At 38.3% G+C, this 21,833-nt stretch carries 18 protein-coding genes and 1 riboswitch; of the genes, 5 read left to right on the top strand and 13 right to left on the bottom strand.

The features are described from left to right. Positions 1-129: 129 nt before the first annotated feature. Complete coding sequence (locus tag AC1M9K_RS10655) at positions 130-900, bottom strand: DUF4184 family protein (RefSeq protein WP_481589248.1); 771 nt, start codon at positions 898-900, stop codon at positions 130-132. Between the two features lie 180 nt (positions 901-1,080). Here AC1M9K_RS10655 and znuD point away from each other — a divergent pair, with 180 nt between their 5' ends. Both znuD and AC1M9K_RS10645 read left to right on the top strand, forming a co-directional pair. Next, positions 1,081-3,228, top strand: a complete 2,148-nt coding sequence (gene znuD, locus AC1M9K_RS10650; protein WP_481589247.1) for a zinc piracy TonB-dependent receptor ZnuD — start codon at positions 1,081-1,083, stop codon at positions 3,226-3,228. An 87-nt stretch (positions 3,229-3,315) separates the two neighbouring features. After that, entirely contained in the window at positions 3,316-4,779 is a 1,464-nt protein-coding gene (locus tag AC1M9K_RS10645) for a phospholipase D family protein (protein ID WP_481589246.1), read from the top strand. Between the two features lie 30 nt (positions 4,780-4,809). Here the strand turns inward: AC1M9K_RS10645 and AC1M9K_RS10640 are convergent, their stop codons facing one another. Further along, on the bottom strand, positions 4,810-5,256 hold the full coding sequence (locus AC1M9K_RS10640; RefSeq protein WP_092767573.1) for a hypothetical protein: 447 nt from the start codon (positions 5,254-5,256) through the stop codon (positions 4,810-4,812). Positions 5,257-5,455: 199 nt separating this feature from the next. Between AC1M9K_RS10640 and AC1M9K_RS10635 the strand changes: the two genes are divergently transcribed. Continuing rightward, positions 5,456-5,923 carry an RcnB family protein gene (locus tag AC1M9K_RS10635; RefSeq protein WP_481589245.1) on the top strand — a complete coding sequence of 156 codons (468 nt, stop codon included), beginning with the start codon at positions 5,456-5,458 and terminating at the stop codon, positions 5,921-5,923. Positions 5,924-5,956: 33 nt separating this feature from the next. Here AC1M9K_RS10635 and AC1M9K_RS10630 read toward each other — a convergent pair whose 3' ends face one another. The 4 genes from AC1M9K_RS10630 to AC1M9K_RS10615 form a co-directional block, all read right to left on the bottom strand. Further along, a complete protein-coding gene (locus AC1M9K_RS10630) occupies positions 5,957-6,454 on the bottom strand; it encodes a phosphate-starvation-inducible protein PsiE (protein ID WP_481589244.1) in 498 nt (165 codons plus the stop codon). Positions 6,455-6,614: 160 nt separating this feature from the next. Next, positions 6,615-8,396 carry an acyl-CoA dehydrogenase C-terminal domain-containing protein gene (locus AC1M9K_RS10625; RefSeq protein ID WP_092767569.1) on the bottom strand — a complete coding sequence of 594 codons (1,782 nt, stop codon included), beginning with the start codon at positions 8,394-8,396 and terminating at the stop codon, positions 6,615-6,617. Between the two features lie 169 nt (positions 8,397-8,565). Beyond that, entirely contained in the window at positions 8,566-10,368 is a 1,803-nt protein-coding gene (locus AC1M9K_RS10620) for an acyl-CoA dehydrogenase C-terminal domain-containing protein (protein ID WP_481589243.1), read from the bottom strand. Between the two features lie 310 nt (positions 10,369-10,678). Then, the gene (locus tag AC1M9K_RS10615; RefSeq protein ID WP_481589242.1) at positions 10,679-11,305 is read right to left on the bottom strand and encodes a hypothetical protein; all 627 of its coding nucleotides are present in this window, start codon (positions 11,303-11,305) and stop codon (positions 10,679-10,681) included. 133 nt (positions 11,306-11,438) lie between these two features. Here AC1M9K_RS10615 and baeS point away from each other — a divergent pair, with 133 nt between their 5' ends. Beyond that, the gene (baeS, locus tag AC1M9K_RS10610) at positions 11,439-13,100 is read left to right on the top strand and encodes a sensor histidine kinase efflux regulator BaeS (RefSeq protein WP_481589241.1); all 1,662 of its coding nucleotides are present in this window, start codon (positions 11,439-11,441) and stop codon (positions 13,098-13,100) included. Positions 13,101-13,118: 18 nt separating this feature from the next. Continuing rightward, entirely contained in the window at positions 13,119-13,805 is a 687-nt protein-coding gene (locus AC1M9K_RS10605) for a response regulator (protein WP_092767563.1), read from the top strand. 148 nt (positions 13,806-13,953) lie between these two features. Here AC1M9K_RS10605 and AC1M9K_RS10600 read toward each other — a convergent pair whose 3' ends face one another. The 7 genes from AC1M9K_RS10600 to AC1M9K_RS10570 all read right to left on the bottom strand — a co-directional run bounded on the left by AC1M9K_RS10600 (position 13,954) and on the right by AC1M9K_RS10570 (position 21,551). Beyond that, the gene (locus tag AC1M9K_RS10600) at positions 13,954-14,631 is read right to left on the bottom strand and encodes a DUF6988 family protein (RefSeq protein ID WP_481589240.1); all 678 of its coding nucleotides are present in this window, start codon (positions 14,629-14,631) and stop codon (positions 13,954-13,956) included. Positions 14,632-14,750: 119 nt separating this feature from the next. After that, positions 14,751-15,119: an MmcQ/YjbR family DNA-binding protein gene (locus AC1M9K_RS10595; protein WP_481589239.1), complete on the bottom strand. Its 369-nt coding sequence runs from the start codon at positions 15,117-15,119 to the stop codon at positions 14,751-14,753. A 69-nt stretch (positions 15,120-15,188) separates the two neighbouring features. After that, on the bottom strand, positions 15,189-16,634 hold the full coding sequence (locus AC1M9K_RS10590) for a protein adenylyltransferase SelO (RefSeq protein WP_481589238.1): 1,446 nt from the start codon (positions 16,632-16,634) through the stop codon (positions 15,189-15,191). A 148-nt stretch (positions 16,635-16,782) separates the two neighbouring features. Further along, positions 16,783-17,949: an acyl-CoA desaturase gene (locus AC1M9K_RS10585; protein WP_481589237.1), complete on the bottom strand. Its 1,167-nt coding sequence runs from the start codon at positions 17,947-17,949 to the stop codon at positions 16,783-16,785. 230 nt (positions 17,950-18,179) lie between these two features. Next, entirely contained in the window at positions 18,180-18,893 is a 714-nt protein-coding gene (locus tag AC1M9K_RS10580; protein ID WP_481589236.1) for a glycerophosphodiester phosphodiesterase, read from the bottom strand. A 138-nt stretch (positions 18,894-19,031) separates the two neighbouring features. Further along, positions 19,032-19,616, bottom strand: a complete 585-nt coding sequence (locus AC1M9K_RS10575; RefSeq protein ID WP_481589235.1) for a cob(I)yrinic acid a,c-diamide adenosyltransferase — start codon at positions 19,614-19,616, stop codon at positions 19,032-19,034. A 96-nt stretch (positions 19,617-19,712) separates the two neighbouring features. Beyond that, entirely contained in the window at positions 19,713-21,551 is a 1,839-nt protein-coding gene (locus AC1M9K_RS10570) for a TonB-dependent receptor plug domain-containing protein (protein WP_092767549.1), read from the bottom strand. 37 nt (positions 21,552-21,588) lie between these two features. Continuing rightward, a riboswitch (cobalamin riboswitch) is annotated at positions 21,589-21,804 on the bottom strand. Positions 21,805-21,833: the final 29 nt, after the last annotated feature.

The raw sequence follows: 21,833 nt of genomic DNA, 5'->3' as shown, positions 1-21,833 counted from the left end.
ATATGGGTTAATGAAAGCGTATACGTAAACAGCGTAACGCCTTTATACAAAGGGTGAATTATGCCTCTTTGAGACTACAGTCACAAGGAGAAGATTATGAAAGCCCAATTATTTAATGCAAATTTAAAATTAAGACGATCCTTCGAATAATTCCAATTGATCTAGGATTTGAAAAACAAGCGCACAAATCGCAAACGTCAATAGAAAGCCTCTAAAGAAATAATTAATTGAGAAGCCAATGTAACCATATAGGTCATTTAAAATGGCTGTATTGTAATTAGAGTTGAAATGAATAAATCCAAATAATCCACCTAATATTGAAATTAGCACGGATACCACAGCAAAAATAGTGATAGAACGAGTTACTCTGAATGGTTGACGGTAAGTACAAAAATACTGTTTTGCAAACCATAAAATAAAGGGTAAAACGATAATAGAGGTACCGACCTGTAAAATTCGATGGAGGGAGTAGTGTTGTCCGAAAAGATTGATTTGCTTAGCTAATAGATCATGAAAAGCAAAGGTTCTGTAATCAACATGAGTTAAACCATCCCAAAGGATATGACTGCTGATACCCAAGATTAATGAAATATTGATCAGCACCAAGAATTGAAAGACAGATCTAAAGTTCGAGAGTTTTAAGGGATTGTAAATACCAATCCATCTAAAAAAAGTAGGTCGTAATAGTGCATACCACAATAGACAGAATGCCATTCCCACCAATAAATTGGGGTATAGCAATGCGCTCCATTGATGTGAGATTTGGATATGTTCGTCTGTAAAAAGACGAAATAAGTCAGGGACCATGCAACCAATTGCTAGAGCAGAAATAGGAAGTGTTGCTTTCGATGCTTTATGCAAAATTGGTGCGAGTACAGCATGTGAAATTGTAAAGGGCATTGCTGAAATATATCAAAAAAATGCTATCCGAATTTTATAGATTAACATTGATATGTAACCCATTGGTTTAATTATATGAAGGTAATTAATTTGGAGTAAATGAATGAAATATGATTGAAGTTTGGTTGAAATGTTATATTATAACAACAATTGTAAATTCTCGAATTTTGAGCTTGTCGTATGAACTTTCATAAAAATATCATTACTGCCTCCGTCTTGGCAGTGATAGCATCCGCAGCACATGCTGATCAAAAACAAAAAAATGTTCAATTAGATACAATTTCTTCTACCGCACATCCATTGGTTCAAACAGCTGCTGACTTCGCTGTAGCAGATCATGTGATTGATCAAAAAAAATTATCTGAAAGACCAACAACCATAGGTGATGCGTTAGCCGATGAGTTGGGTGTTTATTCTAATCAATATGGAACAGGTGCAAGTCGTCCTGTGATTCGTGGCCAAGATGGACCGCGTGTAAAAGTTTTACAGCATGCTTCTGAAACTGCTGATGTATCAACACTTTCGCCTGACCATGCCGTAACGGTTGATCCTATTTTGGCGAAGCAAGTGGAAGTTATCCGAGGACCTTCAGCATTACTGTACGCAGCTGGAACTGTGGGTGGTTTAGTCAACGTGACTGATCAAAAAATACCGACACAAATGCCAGCTAATGGTCTAGAGGGGCAAGTGGGCGTCCGCTACAACTCTGGGAGTGATGAAAAACTTGCGAGTGCAGGTGTAACAGCAGCTATAGGTGAAAATTTTGCACTTCGTGTTGAAGGCACGAAGCATAAAGCCAATGATTATATCCCTTTTAAAGGTTACTTCACTGAACATCATCATGAGGGTGAGACAGAGCCTCATCGTGAAAGTGCAAAACGTGTAGAAAATACCTTCTCAGAAGGTCAAACAGTTAATGTCGGCGGCTCATGGATCCATGATCGAGGTTTTGTGGGGCTGTCATATAGTAATCGACAAGATAAATATGGATTACCAGGTCATAGTCATGAATATCATGGATGTGAATTGCATGGAGATCATTTCCATTGTCCACCACCTACTTCAGCGCACGACCATGAACACGAAAATGCTGCAGGTCCATGGGTTGACTTAAAATCTGAACGCTATGATTTGCGAACTGAATTAAATGATCCATTAAAAGGATTTGAAAAGCTGCGAGCTCATTTAAGTTTTACAGATTACGAGCATGATGAACTAGAAGAAAATGAAGTTATTAGTAACTTTAAAAGTAAGGGTTATGATGGTCGTTTAGAGTTGGTTCATATACCGTTGTTAGGTTGGGAGGGTGTTGTAGGTGTACAAGCATCTCAGCAAAAAATAAAACTTAATGCGCCTGAGGGACATGACCATGATGAAGTTGATCATGGTGACCATGATCATAGTGATCACGATCATGAACATCATGGTCATAGTCATGATGTTCTGATGGCGGATACAAAAACCAATAAGTACAGTTTATTTGCACTAGAACATAAACAGCTTGGTCCTGTGCATGTCGAATTGGGCGCTCGTGTAGACCATCAAAAAATTGATGTCGATTCCAATCAAAAGAACTACTCAGGGACTGCTGTTTCAGGATCAGCTGCAGCTAATTGGGAGTTCGCGCCAAATTATAAGTTGTCTCTAGTGGGGTCTCATCAACAACGTTTACCGCTAGCTCAAGAGTTATATGCAGATGGTCTTCATTTTGCAACAAACACATATGAGCTAGGTAATCCAGATATTGATAAGGAAACATCAAATAATCTAGAGTTAGGTCTCCATTATGAAGGTGATCAGCTCGATTATCATGTTCATGTTTATCACAATTGGTTTGATGACTATATTTATGGTGCAACTGTAGCTCAACAAGGCAATTTACGTGGACTTAAATATACGCAGGATAAGGCACGTTTTTATGGAACTGAGGCTCAGCTAGGCTATCAAATTAATGATACTTACAAGGTGAGTGTGTTTGGTGATTATGTAAGAGGCAAGATAGAGGGGGAAAATGCTCCACGTGTTCCTGCTGGACGACTTGGTACAAAGGTGGAAACCAATTTTGCTGATGGTTGGTCTGGTTTAGCTGAGTATTATCATGTATTCAAGCAAGATAAATTTGCTGACTTTGAAAAAGAAACCCAAGGTTATAACATGGTCAATGTTGGTGTGTCTTATGCTGGGCAGTTAAACAATCGCAACGATTATCGGGTTTATTTAAAAGCAAATAACTTGTTGGATGATCAGGTTTATTCGCACAATTCATTTTTATCGAATATTCCACAAATTGGACGTAATTTCACCGTTGGTGTTGAATACGGATTCTAATTTACTCCAACGTGTTAAAAACAGTTTAATGCTTGAAAAAAGGTAAATTAAAACCTAGTCTGAAAGTATCGGACTAGGTTTTTTGTTATGCGTCTATTTAAACGAATTCACCAAAAATTAAATTGGTCAAACCGACGTTATGTTGGTCTGATTCTCGGTATGCTGACCATCGGCTATTTAGCCTCAGCGCTTTATCATATTTATAAACCATTACCAGAAGGGCTTAATTATTCCGGTAAATTACGGCATGCAAATGTGAAATTCCTAGCAGACCAAACTTATATAGATACGGCGGGTCAGCGACAGCAGCATCAGATTTTTGATGAAATTCTCAATCTTATTGAGCAAGCGCAAACCACAATTGTGTTAGATATGTTTCTGTTCAATCCTGAAACTGGTCAGTCTCAAAATCAACATCGCGCATTAACACAAGAACTGACTCAAGCACTCATTCAAAAAAAGCGTCTAACACCGAATATTGAAATTAAATTAATCACTGATCCTATAAATTCAGTTTATGGTGGAATAATCCCAGAGCACTATCGACAACTCAGACAAGCAGGAATTGATGTCATAGAAACAGATTTATCACCATTACGCGCATCGAATCCACTGTGGTCGGGCATTTGGTATTTTTGTTGTCAGAGTTTAGGAAATAATGCTGAGAAAGGTTGGTTAAGTAATCCTTTCGGGGAAGAAAAAATTACCATTCGAAGTTATTTAAATCTTTTTAATTTTAAAGCGAACCATCGTAAAACCATCATAGTGGATACATCCGAGGGATGGAAAACACTAGTGACTTCGATGAATCTGCATGATGGAAGCTCAAGCCATTCTAATGTAGCACTTGTGGTCGAAGGGCATACAGCTGTCGATATTTTAAAAACTGAACAATCAGTGGCTTTATTTTCTAAAGCAAATATTCCAATGGTTATTGTGGGAGATGTACCAGAAGATAAACAGTTGCCACAAGTGCAAGTACTGACAGAAAAAGCAATATATGATGAAGTGCTGAAACTGATTGAATCTGCTCAAGGTGCTGATGCAAAAATAGATTTGGCAATGTTCTATTTATCAGAGCGAGAAATTATTGAAGCCTTAATTAAAGCTCACCAACGCGGTGTTAAAGTTCGTGTATTACTAGACCCGAACAAAGATGCATTTGGACGTACTAAAAATGGTATTCCAAATCGTCCTGTCGCGACAGAGCTCTATAAAGCTGGAATAGACGTACGCTGGTGTAATACACAAGGTGAGCAGTGCCATTCAAAAATGATTACTAAGCGTAGTTCAAATCAGGTTGAACTGATTTTGGGGTCGGCTAATTTTACTGCTCGTAATTTGAAAAATTATAATTTAGAAACTGATTTACGTGTTATTGGCTCTTCAAATCAGCAAGTTTTTAAAGATGCAGTACAGTATTTTGATACTGCTTGGATGAATTTAGAGGGTAAGCAAATGAGTGTTGATTACTCAGAATATGCAGAAGATTCAAAAATGAAATATGCCATTTATCGATTCATGGAATGGAGTGGTCTCTCAACCTTCTAAAAAAATCCCTCGAAAGAGGGATTTTTTCATTTATGGATTCGGTGGAACTAATTTATCGAGTTCCTTATCATCAATCTGATCGAGCTCTTTAATATCGGTTTTAATTTTCCACTTAGACTCATCCTCAACAGGTTGAGGTAAACGTGCTTCTAACCAATCACAAACCACATCTGGCGTAAAATCAGGATGATTACACTGAATCACCCAAGATAAGAATTGTTTCGCCTCACCATTCATATAGGGTGGAGGAGACACAGGTAAAAACTGAGTGGGTAGGCGTTCATTTTTAGAAATGTAATTCAATACATGACCAAGTTCTTGAACCGTTTGCCAAGCTAAGGCATGGTCGATATTGATTTGAAATTTAAACCACCATGCATGTTCACCATCAGTGCCATAAGAATCGATATAGTTTTCTTGGACACTCGGAACTTTACAAAAAAATTGGTGCAGGCGATCAAAACTCATTTCAGGCACGGTGGATAATCTCGCAAAGTTAAAAATGGTTAGTCTAGCAGATTTACAAACAGACTCATGCAGATAAATACAAGGTCTAAAGTATTAAATTTAAAATTTTAAATAATGTTCAAGATTTCTACATGATTGATCTATATTTAAGCTTTAGAATGAATTTTGAAAATAAAAGTAATCTTAAATTTGGAATGAGGTAATAGAGATGAACAATACATTATTGGTTAAGACTCTATTGGGTTCAGTGATTCTTTTAATAACGAGTCATACTTTTGCAGATAGTTGGGGTAATTACCAAGGTTCTAAGGTTCGACCTGTAAAACCAACACAGACTCCAATATATACTGGTAATGCAGATCGTCTAAGTAAGCCAGTCCCATTGCAACAACCACGTTTTGCTCAGAATAGACCTCAATTACAGCGACCATATCCTCCTTATCCAGCGTATCCGCAGCAGAATGGGATTACAGTGATCTATCAACAGTCTTTACCGACCACGACGACATATTCTAGCAAGCAGTCAAGTTTCGTAAATGGGCAGGGTGGTACTATTGAAATGAGTCAGTATATGCTGATTTCAGATTGGCGTCGTTATGGTCTTCCTGCACCACAAGTTGGAATGCATTGGATATACCAAAATGGTCGATATATCCAGATGCCAAATGATCGTTAGATGCTTGTTCCAACTTGCCTAAACCATCTCTATCTAAGCCAACTCATCATCTTCAGGGCGTGGTGTTTTTCCAAATGGTAAAGGTTTATCTTGGTGTTTATCTCTGATCACTGATGGAAAATTCCAAGAAGCAAAACGCACGACCAATATAGCGAATGCTAGGATTAAAATTGATCCTGTAATAATGACTAAATCAATATCAGCTTTATGGTCATGTTGAATATCTGAAATTAACAGACGTGTCAGGGCAGTGATGGCGATATAGATCAGAAATCTGACGGGCATATGATTGGTCTTAAAATAAATACCTACCATCGCACCTAGCTCTAAATAGATAAATAACAACAGAATGTCATCAATCGTTGCATATTGTTTTACCTTAAGAATATCAATCACGGTATGTCCTGCAGACCAAATTACCATGCAGCCAATAATAAAGAGCGCAATATAGTGGAAGCTCTCTACTGCTAGATTTCCAAAACGATCTAATAAGGATTCGATTTTTTCTACGCTAATATCTTTTTTACTCATGACATCTCCTCCTCTGAAAAAACCTGATGGTTTCATTGGAGTGATGCAAAATTCATGCTCATCTTACGCCTAAGCAGGGAAGACTATTATGAGTTGCTTTGAAAATAAGCAAATTTCAGATAAAAAAAGCCTGAAGAATCAGGCTTTTTTAAGATAAAACTTATGATTGATTTGTGAAGTAATCTTCGCTAAATCCCATCACGATTTCAGAGCTAGCTTTGATGCGAGCTAAACGTGTATTTAATTCAGGTAAAACGCGTTGGATGTAGTAGTTCACCAAAGATAATTTGTTCTCATAGAACTCACCTGATTTTTCACTCGCAGCTTTAGCAATTTTAGCAAACATATAGGTAAAGCTGAGTAAGCCTACCGCATGTAAATAATCCACCGCAGCAGCATTCGCATAATCAGGATTTTCAGCAGCACGTTCAAGAACAACTTGTGTAATCGATTCAAGTTCAGTTGCAGCATCAAGAGTGGCATCTTTGATGTAATTTAAGTCCGCATCTAATGCATTTGCAAAGTCACGAATTTCTTCGATATATTCTGCGATGAATTGACCATTACATTTAATCGTTTTACGACCAATCAAATCTTGTGATTGAACGCCGTTCGTGCCTTCATAAATTTGTGAGATACGAAGATCACGGATACATTGTTCCATACCCCATTCACGAATATAGCCGTGACCACCAAAGACCATTTGGGCATCTAGTGTCGCATTGAAAGCAGTGTCTGTTAAATATGCTTTTGCGATTGGTGTGAGCAAAGCAACACGATTATTTGCTTTTGCAACTGCTTCTGGATCTGTCGAGAACTTTGTAATGTCAAGTTGTTGACCTACATATACTGCAAATGCACGTGAAGCTTCATTGTTCGCACGAGCATTTAAGAGCATACGACGTACATCACCGTGTACAAGAATACTATCAGCAGGTTTATTCGGAGATTTCACACCTGTTGCACTACGACCTTGTAAACGATCAGTGGCGTATTGAGCAGCATTTTGATAAGCAAATTCAGAAGCGCCTAAACCTTGGATACCCATGGACAAACGTTCATAGTTCATCATCACGAACATTGCAGCAAGACCTTCGTTTTCTTTACCGACTAAATAGCCTTTTGCACCGTCAAAGTTCATCACACATGTTGCAGAGGCTTTGATCCCCATTTTGTGTTCAATAGAACCAGGGCCTACAGGGTTACGATCACCCAAGGTACCATCTTCATTCACTAAGAATTTAGGTACAATGAACAGAGAAATACCGCGTGAACCAGCAGGAGCATCAGGCGTTTTTGCTAATACAAGGTGAATAATATTTTCAGCTAAATCATGGTCACCACCGGTAATAAAGATTTTCGTACCCGTGATGTTGTAAGTACCATCTTCATTACGTTCGGCCTTAGTTTTAATAATGCCTAAATCAGTACCTGCGTGAGGCTCTGTGAGACACATCGTACCTGACCATTCACCTGAATAGATTTTAGGAAGATAGGTTTCTTTTTGTTCTTGAGAAGCATAGCTATTTAATGCCATACCCGCACCCACAGAAAGAAGTGGGTAAAGCATAAATGATGGGTTGGTTGCAAAAAGCATTTCATCTGCAAGCACAGTCAGCATTTTTGGCATGCCTTGACCGCCCCATTCTTCGTCAGCACCTAAGCCAATCCAACCACCTTCTGCATATTGTTGGAACGCTTCTTTAAAGCCCGCTGGTGTGGTAACAGATCCATTATTATAAGTTGCGCCTTCTTCATCACCTGTGCGATTTAGGGGAAGGGTTACGTTTTGAGCGAATTTAGCCATCTCTTCTAAAATAGCTTCAGCTGTCGCAGCATCAATATGAGCTAAATTCTCATTTGATTGCCAAAATTGTTCAGCTTGAAATACATCATTCAAAATGAACTTCATATCTGTAAGAGGCGCATTATAGATTGGCATTTTCGTTCACCTTTTTTTGTTTAAATATCTTTAGTTCTTAGCAGTCTATCGAAGCATATTAGGACTTGTTAGACGACTAAAGGTTAATATCTCGAATTTATTTATAAAGAAAAAGGACGGCCAAATCTATGACTGTCCTTTTTCTTTTACACATATTTAATATGGATCATTAGAATGCAAAATGTTCAGCATCCAAAGTCATTAATGGTTCTAATCCACCTGCAATTACGTCAACATGTGAGCGAACGCGTGGAAGGATCTTCTTGAAGTAGAAGCGAGCTGTTGTGATTTTCGCATTGTAGAATTCAACTTCAGTTGAACCTGCTGCAAGTTGTTGTTGAGCAACTTGAGCCATGCGAGCCCATAAGAATGCTAGCGTTACATAACCAGAGAAGTATAGGTAATCTACTGCAGCAGCACCGACTTCATCAGGGTTTTGCATCGCGCGCATACCGATCTGCATAGTTAAATCGCCCCATTCTTTGTTGAGTGCAGCCAAAGGTTCAACAAACTCTTTCAAGTCTGCATTATCTTTGTTTGCTTCAGCGAATTTGTGAATGATTTTAGTGAAATCTTTCAACATCGCACCTTGAGTTTGCAGTACTTTACGACCTAACAAATCAAGTGCCTGAATTTCAGTGGTACCTTCATATAAGCAAGCAATACGTGTATCACGAACGATTTGCTCCATACCATGCTCTGAAATGAAGCCGTGACCACCAAATACTTGTACGCCTTTGTTTGCAGCTTCATAACCAACTTCAGTTAAGAATGCTTTAGCAATTGGCGTTAATAATGACAGAATATTATCTGCAAATTTACGTTCTTCTTCAGTCGCGCCTTTCTCAACGATATCAGCATAGTGAGCAAGGTAGTACACTAGAGCTCGACCACCTTCAGCAAATGCTTTTTGCGTTAAGATTAAGTTGCGAACTGCTGGATGCACAATAATTGGATCTGCTTCTTTTTCAGGTGCTTTAGGACCAGAAAGTGAACGCATTGCTAAACGATCTTTCGCATATGCCAAAGCACCTTGGAAAGATGATTCAGCAGCAGACAAACCTTGTACAGCTGTACCAATACGTGCAGTGTTCATGAAGGTGAACATTGCATTCAGACCGCGGTTTTCAGGGCCAATCAAGTAACCTGTTGCACGATCAAAATTGATCACACATGTTGCGTTACCATGGATACCCATTTTATGTTCAATCGAACCACAACGAACAGCGTTGCGCTCGCCAACTTCACCATCAGCAGTTAAGTTAAACTTAGGTACGATGAATAATGAGATCCCTTTGGTTCCCTTAGGAGCACCTGGTAAACGCGCAAGAACGATGTGAACAATGTTGTCCGCCATGTCATGCTCACCAGCGGAAATAAAGATTTTCTCACCTGAAATCGCAAAACTACCATCTGCATTAGGTTCAGCTTTTGTGCGGATAATACCAAGGTCAGAACCCGCATGAGATTCTGTTAAACACATGGTACCTGTCCACTCACCTGAAATCAGTTTTGGTAAGTAAGTATTTTTTTGCTCTTCCGTACCATGGTGCTCAATTGTACGAACTGCGCCATGAGATAGACCTGGGTACATACCCCATGCCCAGTTCGAAGAGCCGATCATTTCAGAAATGATAATGCCTAAAGAGTTTGGTAAACCTTGACCACCATATTGTTCTTCAGCAGCTAAAGATGGGAATCCTAATTCTACATATTTTTTATATGCTTCTTTGAAGCCTGTTGGAGTAGTAACTACACCATCATTCCAAGTACAACCTTCGCGGTCACCTACTTGGTTGAGTGGAGATAATTCGTTTTCACAGAAATCTGCAGCAGCTTCTAAATATTGATCAACCAACTCACGGCTTACGTTTTCTTGGAATGCAGGGAGTTTTGAAAAGTGTTCTTCAGCATTTAATAATTCATGCAAAACGAATTGCATATCACGTAAGGGCGCTTTGTATTGTGGCATATCGGGTTCCTCAATACTGGTTAAACCAGATTTATAATCCTAATAAAAAATGTCGTGTCATCTACGACACCTATTTTGTTCTATTACATCGTGCAATAAGTTATTGCTTGGTACAAGTTTTATAGCCATATTCTGTGTGACTGTAAAGTCAAAGAAAAAATATTAATTTTGGCTAAGTGTTTAGAGTATAAAGTTTTTTCGTGAATTATATGTGAACAGAATAGTCAAAAACGTAATAAGTTATGACATAAAAAAAGGCGCAACATGCGCCTTTTTAATATTCAATCACTTAGTAGTGAGTTGAATTGAATTATGCGGATTTTTTTAAGTCTGGTTTAACGAGTGGTTGATTTGGTTTGAAATAAACTTTACATACACCGTTGATAGTCTGTTCACCCACTTTGATTTGAACTTTTTTACCGTCAGTTTGTCCATTGCATGCTTGAAGTTTTGCATTTTGACTAACTTGCTGTTGCATCAAACGTTGATCAAATTTTTGAACAAGCTCAGCACGTTTGGCATCTGTGAGCGGTTCACCTTTTTGTGAACGGTTAGCTTGGACCGAAGCTGGCTTTTCAGCTTTAAATTGGGCACGTGCTTGCTCATGCATTTTTTTCATATCAGCACGATCCGCTATGAAACGGATATGACAAGTACCATCAATATTTTGTTTATCAGTTTTGATTTGAACAGTTTGACCTACAGCTTTGCCGTCGCATGCTTGACGAATTTGCTGCATCATCGCTTTACGGTCAGCACGCGCTTGTTTGAATTGCTCGCGTTGTTCAGGTGTTAAACGTTCTTTATGATGATGTTTTTTATCAAAGTGACCCTTTTTAACTTCTTGAGGTGCTTGAGTTGTTGTTTGACATGCAGTAAGTGCGCCCATACTGATTAAACCAGTGGTCACCAATACAATTTTGTTCATCGCTTTCATTATGTTTATCCCCAAAGTTGTTTGGATTCGGTATAGGTAAAGATTAAATAATAAAGATGAAGAAACAATGGAGAGTTTTTTGAATCAGTGTTAGATACAATACTGAAAAACGAAGAAATAATGTGAGTTAAATTTGAATATACGTCGCGTACCAATCGCACTACGCTTATTTTTTACAGTACTGTTAACGACATTGCTCATTACGACGGTTAGCTTAAGTGTGCTGCATTGGACGATGCAAAAAAACTTCACCAAATATGTAGCTGATGTAGAAATGCAAAAGCTTGATCATCTAATCGATAATTTAGCGGGCGTATTCTCTGTTTATCAGGATTGGGGCAATGCTGTTCAAGCTCAGATTTTACAAATTGAAGGTGAAGCTGCACCCGATGATTATGATCGACTATCACGTTGGTGGTTACGTCGCCAATATGATATTGCATTGCAGCAGCGTTATTTCAAAGAGCATACATTAATTAGCGAAATTGAGTCACAAAGAACGCAAACTATTAGCCCTGAAGAGCTGAAAGTCTTAGAAGAAAATTTACCTTCTGCATTTCAGCCATTTGAAGGATTGCGTTTCCCATTAAGTTCAAATCAGAATCAGACAAGAACGACGAACAGTTCTGATAAATCACATGAAAATAAGCTTTCTAGTTTGAGAACTTCTGAATACCAGCAGGGCAAGAAACTATTTATATCTATGTCTGATCACTTGGGTTTAAGTTCTAGACTTTCCTTATATGATGCAAAACAACAGTTTATCTTGGGGGAACCATCAGAGAATATGGTGTCGTATCGACCGATCACAGTTGATGGCAATATTGTGGGGTATCTCGGGCTAAGACCTGTTTTAGATCAAGATGATGCTTTAAGTATTAATTTCTTTAGCAATCAAAAGCGTTATTTATTTTTAATATATATTCTGACATTTATTTCGAGTTTGGTTGCTGCCTTATTATTAGCAACTTATTTTAGAAAGCCAATTCAACGCTTATTAAATGCAACACGAGAATTAACCAAAGGAAATTTTCAGCATCAGGTGATAGTAAATCGTAACGATGAGCTTGGCGATCTTTCGACTGAAATTAATCAGTTAGCTGTGATTCTAGATCAGCATGAAAATTCTAGAAAGCAGTGGGTTGCAGACACTTCGCATGAGTTAAAAACGCCGCTGGCTGTTTTGCAAGCACAAATTGAAGCAATGCAAGATGGAATACGTAAACCAACGCCTGAACATTTTGCTTCAATGTTGGCACAAGTTTCGAGTCTGAAAAAATTAACACAAGATTTGGCTGCGTTAGCACAGGCTGAAGCACAACAACTCAATTTTGATTTCAATGAAATTGACCCTTGGAGTGTCGTGTTAAATGAGATTGAAAATTTCAAACCTAAATTTGAACAAGCCGATCTCACGATTAGCGCAGAGGGGCATGGAACGAAATTACAATTAGATGTAGATCGTTTTAAACAAATTATGGTCAACTTACTCGGTAATACTATTCGCTATACGGAAGCCGGTGGAAGAATTCATGTGCATACGATCGAAAACGATAAGACTTGGTCGGTGATTGTTGACGATAGCCCATTAGGTCTTACTGATGAGCAATTGGCTCATTTAGGTGAGCGTTTCTATCGAGCGGATGATTCTAGAACACGTAGTACTGGCGGAACTGGATTAGGACTAGCATTATCGTGCAAAATTACACAAGGCATGAAGGGCTCCTTGAAGTTTGACCACTCACCATTGGGTGGATTGCGCTGCATCCTCACATTTCCAAAGAAATCGTTTTAAATTGAAGAAGGGTGACATATGAAACATGTGATGCTGGTTGAAGATGAAGTAGAACTTGCTCAATTGGTGCGAGATTATCTTGAAGCAGCTGGCTTTGAAGTCAGTATGTTTCACGATGGTCAAGAGGCTTATGATAGCTTTTTACAACGTAAACCAAGTCTAATGGTTTTAGATTTGATGGTACCTCGTATGGATGGTCTCACGATCACCCGTAAAGTCCGTGAGCAGTCTGATTTGCCTATTATCATGGTGACAGCACGAACGGAAGAGATTGATCGTGTACTTGGTTTGAATATGGGGGCGGATGATTATGTTTGTAAACCATTTAGCCCTAAAGAGTTAGTTGCTCGTGTTCAAGCAGTGTTGCGACGTTTAGATCGTAAAGCAGAACCTGAAGAAAATAATTTATTCCGTATGGACAAAGGTCAACAACGAATTTGGTATCAAAACAAATCTTTAAATTTGACACCTACAGAATTTCGACTTCTTGAATTATTTTTAGAACACGTAGGTCAGGTGTACTCTCGTGCGCAATTATTGGATCATATCAACCCAGACAGTTTTGAAGTGGCAGATCGTGTGATTGATAGCCATATCAAAAACTTGCGCCGTAAAATCTCGGATGCCGCGGAAACAGGTAATCGCCATGAATGGGTTCAAGCTGTTTATGGGGTGGGATATCGTTTCGAATATCCTGAAGATTGATTCTTTGTGATAAAAAAAAGCGAATCTAGAAGTTCGCTTTTTTTTGGTGCGTTGGTTTTGGTTAGGGTCTCTACAATTGGCCATTTCATATGCAACTTTCATGTAACTTTGTTAGGATATGAGCTTATTAAAGGTGGCTATCGTATTTTTATTTAAAGTAAGCTTCGACTCTAGCTTTTACTATAGGATCAACATCATCAACCATATAAAAACAATATCTATATTTTTCGATCAAAACACTAATATATTTTTGTTTATCAGGAACTGTGTGCTTTAAGATTATCTGTGCAGCTACGGTTATTAAGTTATTTGATTGGCGCATCAAGGTGATCAGCATCTCATCTTTATATCCCATAACATCTCTAGTAAATGACTGTTTTCCAGTATGTACTATGGAGTTAAGTTGCTTCAAATGATATTTTTTGAAATCACAAAGGGTCTGAATTATTGGCTGAGCAGGTAAGTTTGCAGCACTAAGCTTATCAAGCATTTCAGAAATCATTGGACATGCGTCGGATTCAAATTGCTCTTCAAATGTGTAACTAAATTGCAATTTTGATATTTGATGATTACTTGCAAGAAATAATAACCAATATGCTCTGACTACAGCTTCAAATTGTGATCTAAGTAAAATCATAGCTTGTGTTGGTAGATTTGAAGATAATAAACCACTTACTCCAAGCCCATGCTCAAATGAGATGTAAATACATTGTTTAACTAAGTCCAAACGCGGCCCACAATCGATAATGTCACTATTAATAATTTCTTGTTTTAGCTCTAAGATCATCTGAGTTGATAATCCAAAAAGTTGTTCTATATCCATCATGAATATCGTACTCATAGAGTTGTAATGATATAACCCAAATATAGAATAAGTTTTTCGTATTACTACTATTTATTAATTTAGCGTAATTATTGTTATAGAAAAGCAATTTTTAACTTTATTCAAATGACTCTGAGTAAAGCGATATGCTTTTGTTCGGCTTTTTTAAGCTTCGATACCACAAGATTATAGGAATTGGAGATCAAATCTTTGATAAGCTCTTCATCCAATTCAGATTCATCATAGATGGAAACCCAGTGTCGTTTATTCATGTGCCATCCAGATCGAATATAAGGATAAATATCTTTTAACATATGTCCATGATCTGGTTCGACTTTTAAATTAATCGCAGCTTTGCCTTGTAAATGAAATGCGAGCAAAAAGACTTTATCCATAATTTTATAAACATCACATCCCTCACCAAACGGTTGACTGACAGTGACTTCAGGAAGTTTTAAAGCTTGTGATGCTGCCAATTGATGTAAATGCATAGTCAAAACGAATGGGTATTGTGGATAATGATTAAATTATCCACAGAATGAGAGAGGTTTGTGAATAACTTATGATGAACAACTGACTTGAATTTCAGGGACATCACTAGCTAAAGGGCCTAAGTCTTCTGGTTGTTCAAGACGTTCTTGTTTGGTGTATGGTGTTTGAAGAAGTTTGAACAAGCGATCAACTTCAGAGAAATCATCACGTTCAGCAAGTTCAATTGCTTTCTGTGCCATATGGTTTCGTAGAACGTAGTGTGGATTGGCTGTTAACATCGCTTGATCGAGATCGTCAGTGTCTTGATTTTCTCGTATTGAGAGATATTGGTGAAGAAACCGCTCAAATGCGATACGATCAAGGCAATCATCTTTGATTTGTTCATACGCTTTATTCTGTAAACGAATAAAACTTTGGGTGTAATCAAGTTGTTCTGTTTGTAAAATATGTAGAAAAGCCATACCACAATCAAAGCTATCTTTATGAAAACTTGGTAATCCCATTTTTTGACTTAAACCAAGTTTATAGTGTTCCAGGAACGTTGGTTCATAGTGTTCTAAACAGTAAGACAAGTCTTGTTTCCATTGCTCTCGATCATAATTTTCTGGACAAAGATAAATGAGACTATTTAACCAAGTCCATAAATTCCAGTGCCCGATACTCGGTTGGTTCTGATACGTATAGCGTCCTTGGTAATCAGAATGATTGTTGATCCAATTAGGACGGAAACGCTCCATAAAACCATAAGGTCCGAAATCTAAAGTTGAGCCGGTAATATTCAGGTTGTCAGTATTCATGACCCCGTGCGCAAAACCAATCAGTTGCCACTTGGCGATCATGATCGCAGTACGTTGAATGACTTGAGTTGCAAAAGAGAGAACAGGTTGTTCTGTCTCCAAACATTCAGGGTAGTGCCATTCAATGCACTTTTGCGTAAATTCATGCAGTAGATCTGGCTGAAATTGATTAATCCACTCAAAGTGACCTAAGCGAATATGTGTATCACACGTACGCAACATCATCGCGCCACGTTCAAGTTTTTCTCGTTGTACACCTTGATCTGATGATACAAAACCAATCGCATTACTGGATTGAACACCTAGGGCATTGAGGGCGTGTCCAGCCAAATATTCACGAATAACGGAACGTAACACTGCACGACCATCGCCTCTCCGAGAATAGGGGGTAGAGCCAGCACCTTTAAGATGTAAATCGACCGTGTTGTTATTTTGATCCAGGATTTGAGCAATGAGTAAACCGCGACCGTCACCAAGCTGTCCAGCCCATTGTCCAAATTGGTGACCCGCGTATACCATCGCCAAAGGTTCAAACTCAGCAAAAGTTTTTTGCCCGCTACAGATTTCTACCCAGTTCATCTTATCTTCTTGAGTCCACAGTAACTCATCTGCAAGTGCTTCATTAAAATGACCAGGTTTAGCCCCTTTTAGCGGAAGAGGTTGTTGATGATGATACAGTCGAGCGGGTAGTGTGTTATAGCGAGAATTGAACTGCATATAATTTTTCAAAATGTGATGAACAACTTTGACTATAGCAAAATTCGATACATAAAACTGTGACTGCTACATTGGAAATGGTATCGAAAAAATAAAAAAAGCCCCGATCAACGGAGCTTTGGAGTAACTGAAGAGTCTCTTGAATGAGTTATTCAGATACTGGTGATTTCTTTAAATTACGAACCAATAAGTTCAATGTCTCTCTATGATGAGATAAACGTTGTTCAACCAATTGGAATTCAACTTTCAGTTTGCTATCCATTAAGTGAATTTTTTCAGCAACAGCTGCTTTTTTGGCATTAATTTCTTGCTCTTTAAGCTTCGCCCAATCATTTAAAGTTTGCGTAAATGCTTCATATTCTTGAGCAATTTTTGTTTTAACTGTCACGATATCATCATTCACGTTATGGCCGTAAACAGCGAGATCTTGTTGGGCATATTTAAACTTCATTGCAAGCTCAGCTTTTTTAATATTAAAACTTGGAATACGTCGTAAGTTTTTTGCGAGCCCTAGTTTTGAACACGTCCAGATCAACCATTTAGTTGGGTCGTACTGCCACCATTTTACGCCATTGCGATAGTCGTATTGGAAGATATGATGGTAGTTATGATAACCCTCACCCCAAGTCGCAATAGCAAGAACAAAGTTGTCACGTGCAGTATTTTCATCTGTGTACGGACGTTTGCCCCACATATGGCATAGCGAGTTGATAAAGAAAGTCACATGATGGCTTAAAATTAAGCGCATTAAACCACCCAACAATAATACTCCCCAGACATCACCAACTGCCCATCCAATAGGAAGAAGAATAGCGGCATGAACGACAATCACGAGAGGGATGTAATATTTATCTTGGAACATGACAATTTTGTCAGCCAATAAATCAGGGGCGTTTTTGTAATTTGCTTCAGCTGCTGGATAGTTGCGTAGCATCCAACCGATGTGCGCGTACCAGAAGCCATTTTTAATTGAATAGGGATCTTTTTCTACATCATCAACATGACGATGATGGGTACGGTGACCTGAGGCCCAATACAAAATGCTGTTTTGTACAGCAAAGGTTCCCATAATCATTAAAATGATTTTGAGTGGTACAGTCGCTTCATAAGCACGATGTGCCCATAAGCGGTGATAACCTGCGGTAATGCCAAGACTGCTCAGACCCAACAGCGCAAACATGCTGATCCACGCAGCAAGCGAGAAATCATGATGATAAGCATAAAGTGGAATCGCAATAACGGCGACAATAGGTAAAAACACCAATGCAAATACTGCAATCCAGTTGATTGGGGCTTTGGGTAGGGGAGCATTCATCTCCAACAGCACTCCTAGAACCTTTAATAGGTTAAAACTAAATCCACTCACAAATTTGTGAGGTTAGACTCGTTAATACTAACATGGGCGAACATGTGTTCACTAGCATTATTGTACAGTTGTATTGTTTAAACCGTAACAGAATACATCATTGTATAAATTCGACTTTGGACGAATTTCAGAAAATAAATTAGAAAAAATAATCAAATAAGTTTTTGAATTTGAAAATATTATAGGTGAGACATCATTAACTTGGGATAATCAGTAATTAAGCCTTGAATTCCTAAATCCTTAAGCTGTTTAGCACGATCTATATGATTGACTGTCCAAATACTAATATTTAAATTTGCGGAAAGTGTGGAGGCAATGATCTCATTTGTAGCAAGTTCGTTCATCCAACCAATTTGACAACATTCAAATTTCAAAGCTTGATCAATGGCTGCATGCTTTATATCGGTTTCAACCAGTAATCCACGCTTAAACCTTGATTTTTGCTGTTGAAGGGCTTGATGAATTTTAGGATCGAAACTGGTGATAATGGCGGAATCTTCAAAGCCTATTAATTGTTGATCTAAGGCTTCGACAATCTTTTCTGCGGCCTTCATCGATTCTACAGCTTTGACCTCAACTTCAATATGATTAAAATTATGAATAATTTTGAGGGTTTGATCGAGTAGAGGCGTAGCTTCGACTTTATTCCATTCAGACCACGTTACGGCATGATTATACTGCGCTAAATCTTGCTCATCACATTCGTATAAATGTTTAGCTTGGCCTGTAGTACGAATAAAGTCATCATCATGCATCACGATCAGCGCATTATCTTTGAGTTGACGAACGTCAAATTCTACAGCGCGGATACCAATATCTTGAATATATTGAAATCCACCGAGGGTGTTTTCAGGTGCTTCCCCACGCGCACCACGATGACCAATTATTTTCATAAAACACCCTGAAATTTCAGGGTGATTTTAGTGCTAAATCATGAATGAAATATGACGATTTTAAATCAAAATTTTGATCAAAAAAGCATTTTAAGTGGATGGGGCAATCAACATGAAGACCTTTTTACACTTTTAAGGTCAGGGCTCAATCGTCTCATTGATATTCTTTTGCCAAAGCACTTCTGAGCCACCTTCAGCACGTTGTAAGGTACGAGATGCGACGAATAACCAATCAGATAAGCGGTTCAAAAGTTGCAATGATGTAGCTTGGATATTTTGATCACGTTGATGGACAGACATCACGCTGCGTTCAGCTCTACGGCAGACAGCACGTGCTTGATGTGCATAGCTACAGACTAATGTACCAGCTGGCAAAATAAAGTCTTTTAGCATGGGTAATGCTTCGTTCATACGATCAATATCATTTTCTAAAAATTCAATACATACTGGTTGAACCAAGTTAAATCCAGGAATGCAGACTTCGCCGCCTAAATCAAATAACCAATGTTGAATCAGACTGAGTGATTTATCCCATTGAGCTTTGTCTTCAATGCTACTTAAAGCAATGTGCGAACGTAATACACCAATGGTCGCATTGAGTTCATCGACATCACCTAACGCATCGATACGTAAATCATCTTTAGGTACACGTGAACCATCGCCTAGTCCGGTAGTGCCCGTATCTCCCGTGCGGGTATAAATTTTACTTAAACGGTGACCCATGAGGTTTCCTTTAAATTTTTTTAAGTGCTAGATATGAAAAGAATCATGCCATAGGCATGACATGATTCTCAAAAGTATTTATGAGTCAAAGAATGCTTAGTATCTGAATGTCACACCAGCAGAAGCTAAACGTCCACCATTGACATAATATTGCTCACCAGCACTGTGAACAGTTTTATAGTTCACATCACCAACGTTTTCAATATTGGTAAACAGTTTTACATGCGGGTTAAGGTTCCAGAATGCATTTAAGTCTACTCGAGCATATCCTGGAATATCTTGGCTAAAATCCTTTGCTTTTGATTTGGCAACGAGCGAAGCACTTAAACCATAATTTGCATTTTGTAAACCTGCTGAAACAGTAACTGATTGACGAGGACGACGTAATAACTCAGTATTTTTTTCAGTATCTTCAGTTTTGATATATGTATAGCCTGCATTGATAAAGTACTGATCATTTGTCCACTGTGCTGTCAATTCACCGCCTGTCATTTGTGCTTTATCAACGTTTTGGTTTTGGTAAGTTGGGAACGTATTCACCCAATCGCCATCACAAGTACTGACGCAGATTGAATCAATTAGATTATCAACTTTGGTATAGAAAGCAGAAGCACCCAATGAAATATTAAGAGGGATTTTTTGGTCAATACCAATTTCATAAGAAATGCTTTCTTCTGGCTTAAGTTGCTCATTACCACCATAGGCATATAGATCATTTAATGTAGGTGCTTTAAATGCAGTGCCAATATTGGTGTAAATACTTGTTGTAGGAAGCAATTGGTATCTGAATGCACCCTGCATGACTGTGTGTGAACCAAACTTTTCATTGTCTTCTAAGCGGATGCCAGCTTGCGTACTCAAGCCATCGGCTTGATATTGATGCTGAATATAGTAACCTGTTGAATTAATATCTTCGTTTAATGCATCGGTTTTAGCTTCAGTATTACGTTGGGTCACACCAACTAGAATATTTTGGGCTGGTACAAAATTCCATTTGCTATAAAGCTCAGCCTCTTGAGTTGTACTGTGTACAAAACTATTAGAAGTTACTTGCTCCAAATCATCTTTAAATTGGGATAAACGTGCATGAACTTCAAGCTGATCAGTTGGGTTAATGCGTCCCTTTGCATTTATGATTTCATTTTCAAAATCTTGACTTGAGAATGTACCCCAGTTGTTGTATTCCCCATTTCCTGAGTTCTGACTGAAATCTAAAGATGCAGCATAACGTTTTTGATCTATACCAAACTTGGCACTATAACCTTTTTGATCAAAGCTATAGTTACGTTTATCATTCATATTAAATACTGGCGTACCGTCAGTTTCTAATATTTGACCTCGAACTTGTGCATAGATGCCATTTTCAGCTAAATCTGCGCCAACAATCGATTTATAGGTGTTATTTTCACCAATTTCACCTGTAATAAAAGCTGTAGTTTTTTCTGGTGTGCGCGTGACAAATTGAACCACCCCTCCAATTGCATCAGTTCCATAAAGTACAGATGCTGGACCTTTTAGAACTTCAATTTGTTTAAGATCGGTGGTGTCTAAAAATGGAATAGAGGCAGCACCAGTTGTCGCTGTATTTAAGCGGACGCCGTCACGTAGCACTAGAGTTTGATTTGAATTCGTGCCTCGTAAAAAAATTGAAGTTTGTTGACCGTAACCGCCAGATTGAACCACGTTAATGCTAGGATCTGTTTTAAGTAGGTCTGGCAGAGCTTTAATTGGTGACTGTTCGAGAATCTGTGGCTGGATAATTGAAATACGTGCAGGTACGTTTTCAAGCTTTTCTTCTGAGCGAGTAGCTGTGATTACAATAGTTTCTAAAGTTGCATTAGAAGTTATTTGTTCTTGAGCAAAAACTGATGTAGTAAAACCCATCGCAATAGCGATTGCACCAACCAAAGCTGTTGGTTGACATTGAATAGACATAACGTGCTCCATACATTCACTTCCCCGTGAATGATTGAGTGGAAGAACACAACAAGCAGGTATCCGGACTCAAATGTAGTAACTGGATTACTTACATTTCCACCTTCCCACATATGACATGCAGTGGTGTAAATCTCTAAAAATCAGAAATCTATTGAGAAATGCTTTTCATTTTTTACCGTTGCGGGGGCAGTGTTGGATTTTCACCAACTTCCCTAAAGCGATTGCTTTGACTTGTTGCAATTTGAGCGCAGTATAAAGAGCGCTTCTCATTTAAACAAT

This window comes from Acinetobacter sp. 24-47-67 (assembly GCF_056779735.1).
This window is presented reverse-complemented; position numbering and strand designations above follow the sequence as displayed.

What these genes read in the sequence shown, in the direction of transcription:
- AC1M9K_RS10655 (WP_481589248.1), bottom strand. Translation starts at nt 900, where the DNA reads ATGCCCTTTACAATTTCACATGCTGTACTCGCACCAATTTTGCATAAA.
- znuD (WP_481589247.1), top strand. Translation starts at nt 1,081, where the DNA reads ATGAACTTTCATAAAAATATCATTACTGCCTCCGTCTTGGCAGTGATA.
- AC1M9K_RS10645 (WP_481589246.1), top strand. Translation starts at nt 3,316, where the DNA reads ATGCGTCTATTTAAACGAATTCACCAAAAATTAAATTGGTCAAACCGA.
- AC1M9K_RS10635 (WP_481589245.1), top strand. Translation starts at nt 5,456, where the DNA reads ATGAACAATACATTATTGGTTAAGACTCTATTGGGTTCAGTGATTCTT.
- AC1M9K_RS10630 (WP_481589244.1), bottom strand. Translation starts at nt 6,454, where the DNA reads ATGAGTAAAAAAGATATTAGCGTAGAAAAAATCGAATCCTTATTAGAT.
- AC1M9K_RS10625 (WP_092767569.1), bottom strand. Translation starts at nt 8,396, where the DNA reads ATGCCAATCTATAATGCGCCTCTTACAGATATGAAGTTCATTTTGAAT.
- AC1M9K_RS10620 (WP_481589243.1), bottom strand. Translation starts at nt 10,368, where the DNA reads ATGCCACAATACAAAGCGCCCTTACGTGATATGCAATTCGTTTTGCAT.
- AC1M9K_RS10615 (WP_481589242.1), bottom strand. Translation starts at nt 11,305, where the DNA reads ATGAAAGCGATGAACAAAATTGTATTGGTGACCACTGGTTTAATCAGT.
- AC1M9K_RS10605 (WP_092767563.1), top strand. Translation starts at nt 13,119, where the DNA reads ATGAAACATGTGATGCTGGTTGAAGATGAAGTAGAACTTGCTCAATTG.
- AC1M9K_RS10600 (WP_481589240.1), bottom strand. Translation starts at nt 14,631, where the DNA reads ATGATGGATATAGAACAACTTTTTGGATTATCAACTCAGATGATCTTA.
- AC1M9K_RS10595 (WP_481589239.1), bottom strand. Translation starts at nt 15,119, where the DNA reads ATGCATTTACATCAATTGGCAGCATCACAAGCTTTAAAACTTCCTGAA.
- AC1M9K_RS10590 (WP_481589238.1), bottom strand. Translation starts at nt 16,634, where the DNA reads ATGCAGTTCAATTCTCGCTATAACACACTACCCGCTCGACTGTATCAT.
- AC1M9K_RS10585 (WP_481589237.1), bottom strand. Translation starts at nt 17,949, where the DNA reads ATGAATGCTCCCCTACCCAAAGCCCCAATCAACTGGATTGCAGTATTT.
- AC1M9K_RS10580 (WP_481589236.1), bottom strand. Translation starts at nt 18,893, where the DNA reads ATGAAAATAATTGGTCATCGTGGTGCGCGTGGGGAAGCACCTGAAAAC.
- AC1M9K_RS10575 (WP_481589235.1), bottom strand. Translation starts at nt 19,616, where the DNA reads ATGGGTCACCGTTTAAGTAAAATTTATACCCGCACGGGAGATACGGGC.
- AC1M9K_RS10570 (WP_092767549.1), bottom strand. Translation starts at nt 21,551, where the DNA reads ATGTCTATTCAATGTCAACCAACAGCTTTGGTTGGTGCAATCGCTATT.